Below are 12,589 nucleotides of genomic sequence, written 5' to 3'. Positions count from 1 at the left end.
GACTCCAAATCATTATTCTGACAAGCGCACATAGATGTCGAACTGTTCGCCCTGTCGCTCGACGGTCACTGTCATTTCCGTTGCGCCAGCCATCTGCTGCATCGCCTGCATGGCTTGCATGTTGTCCCGTAAATCCAGCCCGTTGATGCTGATGGCCAGGTCATTGGCCTGCAGCCCGCTCTGGTTGAAAAACTCAGGATTGCTGCCCGGGTTGAGGCGATAGCCGGTCATGCGGCCATCCACCTGAACCGGTGAAATATTGAGGTAATCTGTGATCTTGCCCGGATCGGCCATCAGCTCGCTGCGCAGGGAGCCAAGGGGGGCGGCGTTGGTCTGTGGCAGCGGCTTGCCATACTCCTCACCATCCAGCATCAGAGTCTCGTCGCGGCCATCCCGCTCGATGATCACCCGATCCGGATAGACCTGCCGGATCCGCGCCTGGGTGCCGTCAATCATGTCACCGATCCCGTAGGAGTTCTGGATGCCGGACATGGCGATGATGGCGATGGATTTGGCGGGATCCGAGCTCGCCAGCACTCCGTTGAGCTGGGCATTGAGCTGGGTACGCGGCGCATTGGCGGCCACGGCGGCTTTGGCCTGTGCCTTGGGGATCGCCTTGCCAAACAGCGCCAGTCGGCTTACCTCGCCCAGTTCAAGGCGCGGGTTGCTCTGGCCGTTGACCGCCACGGCGGAGGGTTGCCACGGTTGACTGGTTTGCGGGCTTGCCAGGGTGAGCAGACGCCAGGTGAGGGCGGCGCTCTGCTGGGCCAGCATGATCAGCAGCGCCAGAAAGGCCACCTGGGTGACTCTGGTCATGGGAAGCCGTCGGCACTGGGCCAGCAGCATGGTCAAGATGTCATCCCTGAATCGTAGCGTCATATTAATCAACAAATTCCAGGCTCTGGGGCGGCTGCGTATTGTGTACGGCGGAGTGCTGTGACACAACGGGTCGGGGCGCGCCAAACCGTAAAAATGGATATTTCATCACACCGTAAACCTTTGAATGCTCACAAAAGTGGCACTCAGGTGAGGTGTATCGCAGCTTGCCAGCGAACATCAGGGTACGGTGCGTACTCATCCTCGCCAATCCTGCAGCGCCTTGAGGGTAACGCTCTGTCCGGCGACCTGCAGCACTATGTATTGCTGGTCGATGGTAGCGAGCACGACCCCCGGGGCGATTTCGCTCCCCTCCCGGTATTCCCGGCCATTGAGCACTACGGCCCGCTTGGCGGGGTTGGAGGAGAACACATGAGAGCCGTAGCTCAATTGCGGTACCTGCTGGCGCACCGACTGGGGTGCCGAGCCCAGCGCCATCAACTGGGCCGGTTGCACGTTGTTCTGGCCGGTGGCGTGTGGCGTCTCCTGCAATGGGGTTTCATTGAGGGCTTTCATCAGCTGCTCGGCCAGACTCAGCGCGGGGGTATTCCCCTGACTGGTCCCCTCGTTTTTGGCCACTGCTCTGGGTTGGACCACCGGCTCCGGCAGGGGCGGGGGGAGCGGTCGGGTCACCATCGCCTTGGGTTCGACCCGCACGAAGGGCGGGGTGATCACCTCTTTTACCTCTACCTTCTCCTCGATGGGGCGCAGGTGGAGCAGATGCCAGCCATAGTTGGCGCCCGCCCCCAGCAACAGGGCAAGGGGAGCCAGCAGCCAGCCGATGCGGCGTGGGCTGCGCTCCTCTTCCCGGGGCATGGGCAAGCCCATGGCCAGAATATGGGCGGAGAGTTGCGGTTGCTGCGCACGGCGCAGCGCCTTGAGCAGGGTCGACATCAGGAGGCCTCCTCCAGTCTGGGCATGGGTTCACCGGAGAGGGCGTTGAGACGCAGCAGGGTGTTGCTGCCAGCGATGCCATCAGGGGTCAGCCCCTGATCCCGCTGGAACTGCTGCAGCTTGTTCTTGAGCTCGCCATCGAAACGGCGCACCTTGCGCTCGGGTTGTTGCAGCGCGCGGCTGAGGGCGTTGTCGAGCCACTGGATCTGGGTCTGACCGGCATTGCTGGCAATCAGGCTCACCCCCCCTTTCGGCATGCGCCAGAGCAGGGTGTAGCTGCCGCCCCAGTTGTCGCTGAGCCACTGGCGATCCACCTGCCAGCTCTGGTCACCTATCATCAGGCTGGCCTTGTTCGGCCCCAGATTGACCAGGGTCCCGTAGTAGAGGCCGCCAGTCTGGTCAGTGAGCGTGATCATGGCTGGGTACTGCAGGGCGCGCAGCTCGTCAAGGCTTGCCTCTCCCTCCTGACAGCGCAGACCGGCACGGGGCGCGTTGTCGCAGGTTGCTTCGAACGGTTCCGGTTCATACCCCCAGACCCGATAGAGATTCTGCATGGCGCTGTCGGGGTCGATGGCCTGATTGATCGCCTCGGTCAGCTGCTCCTGCTGCTCGGCGGTCTCGTCGATGGTGACCGGCACCTCGACCTTGACTACCGGACGGGTGGGGAACACGCCGAAAAATTGCCAGCCCCACCAGCCTGCGGCCACCAGCAGGGCGCCAGCCAGCGTCACCATCAGACCGGAGGCCCAGCTCCCTTCGTCCCGAACGCCATTGACCTCGAAGGCGGCCTGGCTGATATCGCTGTGGACAATCTTGTAGCTGCCACGGGCGAAAGCGGCGATCAGGGCGCGGTCGCAGATGAGGTTGATGAAACGGGGGATGCCGCCACTCAGGCGATGAAGCGTCTTGATGGCGCGCGGGGTGAAGATGGGTTGTACGCAGCCTGCAACTTGCAGCCGGAAGCGGACGTAGGCATCCACATCGCTGTGGGAGAGCGGCAGCAGGTGATAGCGGGCGGTAATGCGCTGGGCCAGCTGACGCAGCAGGGGTTGGCGCAGCATCTGTTGCAGCTCGGGCTGACCGATCAGCACCACTTGCAGCAGCTTTCGTTCGTCGGTTTCGAGGTTGGTGAGCAGACGCAGCTGCTCCAGTACGCCGGGCAGCAGGTGCTGCGCCTCATCCACCAGCACCACGCTGCGCTTGCCTGCCGCCAGGTTGGCCAGCAGGTGATCGCGAATAAGGTCGAACAGCCGCTTGATCCCGGCATCTTCGGGATAGGGGAGTTGAAACTCGTCGCAGATGGCAGCCAGCAGATCCCGTTCGGTCAGGGAGGGGTTGAGGATATAGGCGATCTCGGTCTCGGCGGGCAGCTGTTGCAGCAGGCAGCGGGAGACGGTGGTCTTGCCGGTGCCCACTTCGCCGGTCAGCAGCACAAAGCCGCCGCCATCCTGCAATCCATAGTTGAGGTGAGCAAGGGCTTCGCCGTGGCGCTCGCTCATATAGAGGTACTTGGGATTGGGCGAGATGGAAAACGGGTGTTCCGAGAGGCCGAAGAACTGTGTGTACATGAGGGTATTCTTTTGTAGCCGGCGACAGATGAAAAATGTCTCCGGATGATAGCAAACCTCGCTTTCATTGGAAGCCATCATTGGCGCCGGAGGGCAAATTGCGGCCTTTTCCTGCCATCTTGTGATCCCGGTTGCGTCATTGGCACGACTCCGGATCACAAAATGACAAAAAACAGCTGTAAATAAAGGGAAATATCAATATGTGCGCGGCGTGGCAAAGGCCGTCAGCATGGCGCTGAGTCGGCCATGGTCAGACCTGTTTGTGTACAATTTATGACGCCGGTTGCCCTGTCAGCCATCAGAGCAAGCTGGTCAGCATGTACTTGCTCAGTGGTGATCCTGAAACTGCGCGGCAATCTCCCTGAACTGCGCTTCGCAGGCGAGAAACGCCGCGACAATGTCGGGATCAAAATGGCTGCCGCTCCCCTTCACGATGATCTCCTTCGCTTCCTCATGGCTGAAAGCAGGTTTGTAGACTCGTTTCGAGATGAGGGCATCGTAGACATCTGCTACCGCCATCAAACGCCCGGAGAGAGGAATGTCCTCACCCGCCAGCCCTGCCGGATAGCCGCTGCCATCCCACTTTTCGTGATGGGTGAGGGAGATCTCCCGGGCCAGCCGCAGGAAGGAGTTCGAGCCCAGCTGCGCCTCGGCACTCGCCAGCGCGTCGGCTCCGATCTGCGGGTGGCGCTTCATGATGGCGAACTCCTCGTCGGTTAGCTTGCCCGGCTTGAGCAGGATTGCGTCGGGAATGCCCACCTTGCCCACATCGTGCAGCGGGGCCGATTTGAACAGCAGATCGATGGTGGCGTCATCGAGCGGATAGCGATCCCAGTCGCTGCGACTGAGGTATTGCGCCAGCGCCTTCACATAGTGCTGGGTGCGGATGATATGGGCGCCGGTCTCGTTGTCCCGGGTCTCCGCCAGCGAGGCGAGGCCAAGGATGGCCACGTCGCGGGTCAGGTTGAGCTCGTCGCTGCGGGATTTCAGCTCACCGATCATCTGATTGGTGCTGGCGGCGATAAGGCCGAACTCGTCATCCCGGGTGACCGGCACTCGGGCGTCGAAGTCACCACACTGTACTCTGGCCATTGTGCGGGTCTGCTGGCGCAGGGATAGGCCGAGATTGCGACCATAACCGTGAATAATGAGGGCGAGATAGCAGAAGGTCACCGTCATTACGAAGGCGATCTCCCAGAGGATGTAGTGCTGGGCATCGACCCTCGGCAGGCTGCGCTCCACCGTCACCAGCCACTCCAGATCCTTGTTGAACAGCAAGAAGAAGACGCCCCCCAGCAGGGTGAGGGTCGCCAGGGTAAAGAGGGTGAACTTGCGTGGCAGCGGCATGGCCAGCGGGTGGCTCAGTGCCAGGCTTTGCTCGGCTTGCCGTGCTCTGGCCCGATGCAAGTCCCGCTCCAGAGTCAGGTCGGCTGCCACCAGAAAGCCGAGGGTGGTCATCCCCAGCAGCACCTTGAGGTGACTCTCCAGCGGGAAGTTGTGGGTCAGGGCGTTGTAGCCAGAGAGCAGCAGCGCTCCCAGCAGGTAGAAACCCACCTCCAGTCCAAACCCGTCCAGCCCGTTACGCGGCAGGGGCCACCTTGAGAGCAGCCGGTTGCGCACGGCGAACATGATGGCGAACGTCACCAGCGTCGGCCCCAGCAGCTGGGGCAGGGTGAGGCTCTCAAGAAACGGGCAAACCTGCCAGCCATAGAGACAAAAGAGTGACAGGGTTACCCCGTAGTGCAGGGCGCAGCGCCCCGAGATTCTCATCATGATTTCACCTGAACAGCGTTTTTGTTGTTATGGCCGCCGCGGCACGTATTTCATGCTCAGCATCGTTGCAGCAGCAGGCTACCGATAGAGTAGCCGGCGCCAAACGAGCAGAGGACGCCGCGCGCCCCGACAGGGAGGTCGCGATTGTACAGATGAAACGCGATGATGGAACCCGCCGAGCTGGTATTGCCATAGCTATCGAGAATGACCGGCGCCTCCTGCTGGCTGGCATCGTGACCGAGCAGCTTGCGGCCGATGAACTGGTTCATGGTGAGGTTGGCCTGATGGAGCCAGAGCCGGCTCAGGCTCTCGGCAGGCCAGCCCTGCTCATCGAGCTGGTTGGCTATCTGCTCGCACACCAGCGGCAACACCTCCTTGAACACCTTGCGCCCCTGCTGGCGGAACAGCTTGTCGTCGCTGTAGCGGGTACGCGGGCTCAGCCGGTTCAAAAAGCCAAAATTGTTGCGGATGTTGTTGGAGTATTGGGTCACCAGCTTGCTGGCCACCAGTTGCCACGGATTGGCCACCTTGCAATCGGTCTCCCGCTCCAGCAGCACCGCGGTGCAGGCATCGCCGAAGATAAAGTGACTATCACGATCGCGAAAATTGAGGTGCCCCGAGCAGATCTCCGGATTGACCACCAGCGCCAGTCGGGCGGTGCCAGCCGCCAGCATGTCAGCGGCTGTCTTGATGCCGAAGGTGGCGGACGAGCAGGCCACGTTCATGTCAAAGGCCATGCCGCTCGCCCCCAGATAATGCTGCAGCTCGATGGCCAGCGCTGGATAGGGACGCGGCATGTTGGAGGCGGCGACGATCACCAGATCGATCTCGCCGGGCTCGCGACCGGCGGCGATCAGCGCCTGCTCGGCGGCGGCCACCGCCATCTCCACCATGATGGAGGGCATCTCATCGGGCCGCTCCGCCAGCAGCGGCTGCATGATATCGGGGTTGAGCACCCCCTCGCGGCTCACCAGATAACGGCTCTTGATGCCGGAGGCCTTCTCGATGAACTCGCAGCTGGAGTGCTGCTTGGCGGGGAGCTGGCCGGCGTCGATGGCAGAGGCGTTCTCCTCGTTGTAGAGATCCACATACTGGTTGAAGGCAGCCACCAGCTCTTCATTGCTGACGGCAAAGGGTGGGGTATAGAGGCCTGAGCCACTGATCACGATAGAGGTCATCTTTGCTCCTCGCCGGGTGCGTTCCCGGCTTGTCGGTTTATAGGGTAGAGAGGGTTACAGCTGGTCGATCGCCGCAGCGAGACCCGCCAGAGTCAGCGGATGCATCCGTCCGCCAACCACGTCATTCATCAGCTTGATGGAGGGGTGCCAGAGCCACTCCCGTCGCGGGGTGGGGTTGATCCACACCAGTTTTGGGAAGTGCTGCTGCAAGCGGGTGAGCCACACCTGACCCGACTCCTCATTCCACTGCTCGACACTGCCGCCCGGCCAGGTGATCTCGTAGGGGCCCATGGTGGCATCCCCCACCAGGATCACCCTGTAGTCGCTGCCGTAGGTGCGCAGCAGCCGCAGGGTATCGAACCGTTCCTCAAAGCGGCGGGCGTTATCCTTCCAGACGAAGTCGTAGAGGCAGTTGTGAAAATAGAAGTACTCCAGATGCTTGAACTCGTGGCGCAACGCGGAGAAGAGGCGCTGTACCTCGGCCACGTGGGCATCCATGGAGCCTCCCACATCGAAAAAGACCAACAGTTTCACCCCGTTGTGGCGCTCGGGCCGCAACTTCACATCGAGCCAACCCTGGCGGGCAGAACTTTTTATGGTGTCGTCGAGATCAAGCTCGTCGGGATTGCCTTTGCGCACCCAACGTCTGAGTTTGCGCAGTGCCAGCTGGATGGCGCGCTGGCCGAGCGGCGAGTCGTCGCTGAAGTTGCGATAGTGACGGGCCTCCCATACCTTGGCCGCCTTGCCGTGCTGCCCCTCTCCACCCATGCGGATGCCCTCGGGGTGAAAACCGCCGTGGCCAAACGGGCTGTTGCCACCGGTCCCTACCCACTTGTTGCCACCGGCGTGGCGCTCTTTCTGCTCGCGTAATCGCTGGTTAAGGGTCTCCAGCAGTTTGTCGAGTCCGCCGAGGGATTTGAGCAACGCCTTCTCCTCTGGGCTCAACAGCCGTTCGAACTCCTTGCGCAGCCACTCCTCGGGCAGGCTCTCCGGCAGCAGGGGAATGGCTTCCAGTCCCTCGTAGTATTCGGCGAAGGCGCGATCGAAGCGATCGTAGTGAGCCTCGTCTTTTACCAGCAGGCAGCGGGAGAGTTGGTAGAACTCGTCCATATCGACAGCGACCAGCCGGGCAGCCAGTGCGGCGTGCAAGTCCAGCAGCTCGCGCAGGCTGCAAGGGAGCTTGTGGCGGCGCAGGTGGGTAAAAAAGTCGATCAGCATGGGTCAGCTGCCGCGCCGGGCCAGAAAGGCGAGCTTCTCGAAGAGATGCAGATCCTGCTCGGTCTTGAGCAGAGCGCCATATAGCGCGGGCACCAGCTTGCCGGGCTCGCGGGCGCGCATCGCCTCGGGGGCGATATCGTCGGCCAGGAGCAGGCGGATCCAGTCCAGCAGCTCCGAAGTGGAGGGCTTCTTGCGCAGCCCCTCAACCTCGCGCAGATCGAAGAAGAGATCCATTGCCTCCCCAAGCAGGCTCTCCTTGAGGTCGGGGTAGTGGAGTTTGACGATGGCCTGCATCTCGGCCTTGTCGGGGAAGCGGATGTAGTGGAAAAAGCAGCGGCGCAGGAAGGCATCCGGCAGCTCTTTTTCATTGTTGGAGGTGATGATGACCACCGGCCGCTGGCGAGCCCTGACTCGCTCGCCGGTCTCGTAAACATCGAACTCCATTCGATCCAGCTCCAGCAGCAGATCGTTGGGGAATTCGATGTCGGCCTTGTCGATCTCGTCGATCAGCAGCACCGGTCGCTGCTCGGCGCTAAAAGCCTGCCACAGCTTGCCCTGGCGAATGTAGTGGCTGATATCGGCCACTCTGGGGTCGCCGAGCTGGGAATCGCGCAGCCGCGCTACCGCATCATATTCGTAGAGTCCCTGCTGGGCCTTGGTGGTGGACTTGATATGCCAGGCAATGAGATCGGTGCCGAGATGGTCGGCGACCGCTTCCGCCAGCACCGTCTTGCCGGTGCCCGGCTCCCCTTTGATCAGCAGCGGTTTTTCGAGGGTGATGGCGGCATTGACCGCCATCTTCAATGCATCGGAGGCGAGATACTGGCTGCTTCCTGAAAATCCCATAACGTCGGTTCCTTTGACGATTGGCTCCCGGAGTCAGGGGCCAGAGAGAATAAGCTCTATATGTTGTAATACCATATGGTTATAACGAATAGTCACTTCTCATTCAGAAACCACAGGGTAATCTTGTTTCATCGTCGTAACAAACACAGGGATAGCACCATGAGCAAAATTTTTGAGGACAATAGCCAGACTATCGGTCACACCCCGCTGGTTCGTCTCAACCGTGTTACCAAAGGCCGCGTGCTGGCCAAGATCGAGAGCCGCAACCCCAGCTTCAGCGTCAAGTGCCGGATCGGTGCCAACCTGATCTGGGATGCCGAGAAGCGCGGCATCCTGACCAAGGGTAAGGAGATCATCGAGCCCACCAGCGGCAACACAGGTATTGCTCTGGCCTTTGTCGCGGCTGCTCGCGGCTATCCCATTACCCTGACCATGCCGGCCACCATGAGCCTGGAGCGGCGCAAGCTGCTCAAGGCGCTCGGGGCCAATCTGGTGCTGACCGAAGGGCCGCTCGGCATGAAAGGGGCCATTGCCAAGGCCAACGAGATCCTCGAGTCCGAGCCGGGCAAGTATGTGTTGTTGCAACAGTTTGAAAACCCGGCCAACCCGGAGATCCACGAAAAGACCACCGGCCCAGAGATTTGGGATGCCACTGACGGTGAGGTGGATGTGTTCGTGGCCGGGGTCGGTACCGGTGGCACCATTACCGGCGTCTCCCGCTATCTGAAGAAGATTCAGGGCAAGGCGGTGGTCTCTGTCGCGGTCGAACCGGCCGAGTCGCCGGTCATCAGCCAGAAGCTGGCCGGTGAAGAGATCAAACCGGGCCCCCACAAGATCCAGGGGATCGGCGCCGGCTTTATCCCTGGCAACCTGGACCTCTCCCTTATCGATCGGGTGGAGAAGGTAACCAGCGATGAAGCCATCGAGATGGCCCGTCGCCTGATGGAGGAGGAGGGGATCCTGGCTGGTATCAGCTCCGGTGCTGCGGTGGTGGCAGCCGGCCGTCTGGCCGAGCTGCCGGAATTTGCAGGCAAAACCATAGTGGTCATCCTGCCGAGCGCGGCGGAACGTTACCTCTCCAGCGCCCTGTTTGCCGGGGTGTTCAGCGAGCAGGAGCTGCAGCAGTAACTGATCGGAATCTTTCAAAACAGCGGCGCTCCCAGGAGCGCCGCTTCTTTATGGGCTAGACTCAACCCCTGTTAGTGTCACTTGATCCTTATTTTTTGGGGTAAAATAACAAGTTCCGGAGTGAGAAAAAAAGCAGACAATCCGCTCTAAATCTCATATCCTGTGCGGCGTCACGCGGTGTTTGCTGGCTGGGTATCACAAAGTAACAAAGTGTTATTTTTCGTTATAAAATAATTTCAGGCCAGTCCTGATGCGGCTTGTAGCCCAATAACTGAAAATTGCCAACCAGCGCGCCGATTACTGCACAGAAACTTGACCTGGATTAAACCATTGCGGGTCTGCTTTCGTTACTTTACAACATATCCATACTGACACGGTGGGTCAGGTTGCTTCAAAAACGACCAATCCACCAAAAAATATCAATAATATGGGGTGAAACCATGTACGAGAAGTCTGTTGTTATTACTGCTGAAAACGGCCTGCACACCCGTCCGGCAGCTCAGTTCGTGAAAGAAGCCAAAGAATTCCAAAGCGAGATCACTGTGGTCTCCGGTGGCAAGTCCGCCAGCGCCAAGAGCCTGTTCAAGCTGCAGACCCTGGGCCTGACCAAGGGTACCAACGTAACTATCCAGGCTGATGGCCCGGATGCTCAGCAAGCTGTTGAGAAGCTGGTTGCCCTGATGGACGAGCTGGAGTAATCCAGCTTTAGATTCCTCCCCCACAGTCGTTTTAATAGGAAGGATTATGATATCTGGCATTCTTGCGTCCCCCGGTATCGCATTCGGTAAGGCGCTTCTTCTTAAAGAAGATGAAATCGTTATCAATCAGGGCAAAATCTCTGCTGACCAGATTGATGTCGAGATCAACCGTTTCCTCGAAGCTCGTACCAAGTCAGCTGCCCAGCTGGAAGCCATCAAAGAGATGGCCGGTCGCACCTTCGGTGAGGAAAAAGAGGCCATCTTCGAAGGCCACATCATGCTGCTCGAAGATGAGGAGCTGGAAGGGGATATCAAATCCTTCATCAAAGACAACAAGGCTTCCGCTGACAAAGCCATCTATGAGGTGATCGAACAGTACGCCAAGATGATGGCCGAGCTGGATGACCCTTATCTGCGCGAACGCGCTACCGACTTCCGTGACATCGGTACCCGTCTGGTCAAGAACGTACTGGGCATCGCCGTTGTCAACCTGAGCACCATCGACGAAGAGGTGATCCTGGTCGCCAAAGACCTGACCCCGTCTGAAACCGCTCAGATCAACCTGAAATATGTGCTGGGTTTCGTTACCGACATCGGTGGCCGTACCTCTCACACCTCTATCATGGCCCGCTCCCTGGAGCTGCCGGCCGTGGTAGGCACCAACGACATCACCGAGCGAGTCAAGAACGGTGACATGCTGGTGCTGGATGCGATCAACAACCAGATCATCATCAATCCGACCGCTGAACAGCTGACCGAAGCCAAGAAGTTCCAGGCTCAGTTCCAGGCCGAGAAAGATGAGCTGGCCAAGCTGAAAGATCTGCCTGCCATCACGCTGGATGGTCACCAGGTCGAAGTGTGCGCCAACATCGGTACCGTCAAGGATACCGAAGGTGCCATCCGCAATGGCGCCGAAGGCGTAGGTCTGTACCGTACCGAGTTCCTGTTCATGGACCGTGACGCGCTGCCGACCGAAGAAGAGCAGTTCAAAGCCTACAAAGAAGTGGCCGAAGCGATGCCGGATCAGCCGATCATCGTGCGTACCATGGACATTGGCGGCGACAAAGAGCTGCCGTACATGAATTTCCCGAAAGAGATGAACCCCTTCCTGGGCTGGCGTGCCGTGCGTATTTTCTTCGACCGCGAAGACATCATGCATGCTCAGCTGCGGGCCATTCTGCGCGCCTCTGCCTTCGGCAAACTGCGCATCATGTTCCCGATGATCATCTCTGTCGAAGAGTTCCGTAGCCTGAAAGCCACCGTAGAGACGCTGAAAGCCGAACTGCGTGCCGAAGGCAAAGCCTTTGATGAATCCATCGAAGTGGGTATCATGATCGAGACCCCGGCCGCTGCCGTGATGGCTCATCATCTGGCCAAGGAAGTGGATTTCTTCAGTATCGGTACCAACGACCTGACCCAGTACACCCTGGCTGTCGATCGTGGTAACGAGATGATCTCCGCCATGTACAACCCGCTGTCACCCTCCGTCCTGACCCTGATCAAGATGGTTATCGATGCGTCCCACGCCGAAGGCAAGTGGACCGGTATGTGTGGTGAACTGGCTGGTGACGAGCGCGCTACCCTGCTGCTGCTGGGTATGGGTCTGGATGAGTTCTCCATGAGCGCCATCTCTGTACCGCGTATCAAGAAGCTTATCCGCAACACCAACTTCGAAGATGTGAAGGCAATGGCTGATCAAGCACTGAGCTTTGCCACCGCCGCTGAAATCGAAGCATGCGTAGATAACTTTATTAAGCAGAAGGCAGTCTGCTAAGATCGGCTGCAAACAGCGACAAATCATCTCTAGGAGCTTTATATGGGTCTGTTTGATAAACTGAAGAAACTGGTTTCCGACGATAGCTCTGACACCGGCGGCATCGAAATCTTTGCTCCGCTGTCTGGCGAAATCGTGCCGATCGAAGATGTGCCTGACGTTGTCTTCGCCGAGAAGATCGTTGGTGACGGTATCGCCATCAAGCCGGCTGGCAACAAGATGGTTGCGCCGTGCGATGGCACCATCGGCAAGATTTTCGAGACCAACCACGCGTTCTCTCTGGAATCCGACTCCGGTATCGAGCTGTTCGTTCACTTCGGTATCGACACCGTTGAACTGAAAGGCGAAGGCTTCAAGCGTATCGCTCAGGAAGGCCAGCAGGTCAAGCGCGGCGACACCATCATCGAGTTCGATCTGGCCGTTCTGGAAGCGAAAGCCAAGTCTACCCTGACTCCGGTTGTCATCTCCAACATGGACGAGATCAAAGAGCTGATCAAAATGACTGGTGCCGTGACTGTGGGCGAGACCCCGGTTATCCGTATCAAGAAGTAATGCCCGGCTGGCTCACGCCAGTTGCGCAGTAAAAAACCGAAGCCTTGTGCTTCGGTTTTTTTATGGCCGCGAGTCGGCTTTCCT

11 protein-coding genes are annotated in these 12,589 nt (G+C 59.3%); 4 read left to right on the top strand and 7 right to left on the bottom strand.

Annotation, left to right across the window (positions count from 1 at the left end):
• Positions 1–12: 12 nt before the first annotated feature.
• From exeC to I6L41_RS10630, 7 genes are all read right to left on the bottom strand, one after another.
• A complete protein-coding gene (exeC, locus tag I6L41_RS10660; protein ID WP_139732621.1) occupies positions 13–846 on the bottom strand; it encodes a GspC family type II secretion system variant ExeC in 834 nt (277 codons plus the stop codon).
• A 228-nt stretch (positions 847–1,074) separates the two neighbouring features.
• On the bottom strand, positions 1,075–1,770 hold the full coding sequence (gene exeB, locus I6L41_RS10655) for a GspB family T2SS assembly factor variant ExeB (protein ID WP_216958711.1): 696 nt from the start codon (positions 1,768–1,770) through the stop codon (positions 1,075–1,077).
• Positions 1,770–3,338: an ExeA family protein gene (locus tag I6L41_RS10650; protein WP_204482924.1), complete on the bottom strand. Its 1,569-nt coding sequence runs from the start codon at positions 3,336–3,338 to the stop codon at positions 1,770–1,772. Before I6L41_RS10650 ends, exeB begins: the two co-directional genes overlap by 1 nt.
• A 327-nt stretch (positions 3,339–3,665) precedes the next feature.
• Positions 3,666–5,111: an HD domain-containing phosphohydrolase gene (locus I6L41_RS10645; RefSeq protein ID WP_216958708.1), complete on the bottom strand. Its 1,446-nt coding sequence runs from the start codon at positions 5,109–5,111 to the stop codon at positions 3,666–3,668.
• A gap of 56 nt (positions 5,112–5,167) precedes the next feature.
• Positions 5,168–6,289 carry a beta-ketoacyl-ACP synthase III gene (locus tag I6L41_RS10640; RefSeq protein ID WP_216958703.1) on the bottom strand — a complete coding sequence of 374 codons (1,122 nt, stop codon included), beginning with the start codon at positions 6,287–6,289 and terminating at the stop codon, positions 5,168–5,170.
• Between the two features lie 54 nt (positions 6,290–6,343).
• Positions 6,344–7,507, bottom strand: a complete 1,164-nt coding sequence (locus I6L41_RS10635) for a VWA domain-containing protein (protein ID WP_216958700.1) — start codon at positions 7,505–7,507, stop codon at positions 6,344–6,346.
• A 3-nt stretch (positions 7,508–7,510) separates the two neighbouring features.
• Positions 7,511–8,353 (bottom strand): MoxR family ATPase, encoded by an 843-nt coding sequence (locus tag I6L41_RS10630; RefSeq protein ID WP_216958696.1) that lies wholly within the window; start codon positions 8,351–8,353, stop codon positions 7,511–7,513.
• 159 nt (positions 8,354–8,512) lie between these two features.
• On the opposite strand from I6L41_RS10630, the gene cysK reads away from it, so the two are divergent.
• The 4 genes from cysK to crr all read left to right on the top strand — a co-directional run bounded on the left by cysK (position 8,513) and on the right by crr (position 12,505).
• Positions 8,513–9,481: a cysteine synthase A gene (gene cysK / locus I6L41_RS10625; RefSeq protein ID WP_216958693.1), complete on the top strand. Its 969-nt coding sequence runs from the start codon at positions 8,513–8,515 to the stop codon at positions 9,479–9,481.
• A 440-nt stretch (positions 9,482–9,921) separates the two neighbouring features.
• Complete coding sequence (locus I6L41_RS10620; protein WP_005338266.1) at positions 9,922–10,179, top strand: HPr family phosphocarrier protein; 258 nt, start codon at positions 9,922–9,924, stop codon at positions 10,177–10,179.
• A gap of 46 nt (positions 10,180–10,225) precedes the next feature.
• On the top strand, positions 10,226–11,953 hold the full coding sequence (gene ptsI / locus I6L41_RS10615; RefSeq protein ID WP_204383759.1) for a phosphoenolpyruvate-protein phosphotransferase PtsI: 1,728 nt from the start codon (positions 10,226–10,228) through the stop codon (positions 11,951–11,953).
• Between the two features lie 42 nt (positions 11,954–11,995).
• The gene (gene crr / locus I6L41_RS10610; RefSeq protein ID WP_005338264.1) at positions 11,996–12,505 is read left to right on the top strand and encodes a PTS glucose transporter subunit IIA; all 510 of its coding nucleotides are present in this window, start codon (positions 11,996–11,998) and stop codon (positions 12,503–12,505) included.
• The last annotated feature ends 84 nt before the right edge of the window (positions 12,506–12,589 follow it).

The organism is Aeromonas sp. FDAARGOS 1411 (assembly GCF_019047125.1).
Lineage (GTDB): Bacteria > Pseudomonadota > Gammaproteobacteria > Enterobacterales > Aeromonadaceae > Aeromonas > Aeromonas veronii.
This window is presented reverse-complemented; position numbering and strand designations above follow the sequence as displayed.

What these genes read in the sequence shown, in the direction of transcription:
- exeC (WP_139732621.1), bottom strand. Translation starts at nt 846, where the DNA reads ATGCTGCTGGCCCAGTGCCGACGGCTTCCCATGACCAGAGTCACCCAG.
- exeB (WP_216958711.1), bottom strand. Translation starts at nt 1,770, where the DNA reads ATGTCGACCCTGCTCAAGGCGCTGCGCCGTGCGCAGCAACCGCAACTC.
- I6L41_RS10650 (WP_204482924.1), bottom strand. Translation starts at nt 3,338, where the DNA reads ATGTACACACAGTTCTTCGGCCTCTCGGAACACCCGTTTTCCATCTCG.
- I6L41_RS10645 (WP_216958708.1), bottom strand. Translation starts at nt 5,111, where the DNA reads ATGATGAGAATCTCGGGGCGCTGCGCCCTGCACTACGGGGTAACCCTG.
- I6L41_RS10640 (WP_216958703.1), bottom strand. Translation starts at nt 6,289, where the DNA reads ATGACCTCTATCGTGATCAGTGGCTCAGGCCTCTATACCCCACCCTTT.
- I6L41_RS10635 (WP_216958700.1), bottom strand. Translation starts at nt 7,507, where the DNA reads ATGCTGATCGACTTTTTTACCCACCTGCGCCGCCACAAGCTCCCTTGC.
- I6L41_RS10630 (WP_216958696.1), bottom strand. Translation starts at nt 8,353, where the DNA reads ATGGGATTTTCAGGAAGCAGCCAGTATCTCGCCTCCGATGCATTGAAG.
- cysK (WP_216958693.1), top strand. Translation starts at nt 8,513, where the DNA reads ATGAGCAAAATTTTTGAGGACAATAGCCAGACTATCGGTCACACCCCG.
- I6L41_RS10620 (WP_005338266.1), top strand. Translation starts at nt 9,922, where the DNA reads ATGTACGAGAAGTCTGTTGTTATTACTGCTGAAAACGGCCTGCACACC.
- ptsI (WP_204383759.1), top strand. Translation starts at nt 10,226, where the DNA reads ATGATATCTGGCATTCTTGCGTCCCCCGGTATCGCATTCGGTAAGGCG.
- crr (WP_005338264.1), top strand. Translation starts at nt 11,996, where the DNA reads ATGGGTCTGTTTGATAAACTGAAGAAACTGGTTTCCGACGATAGCTCT.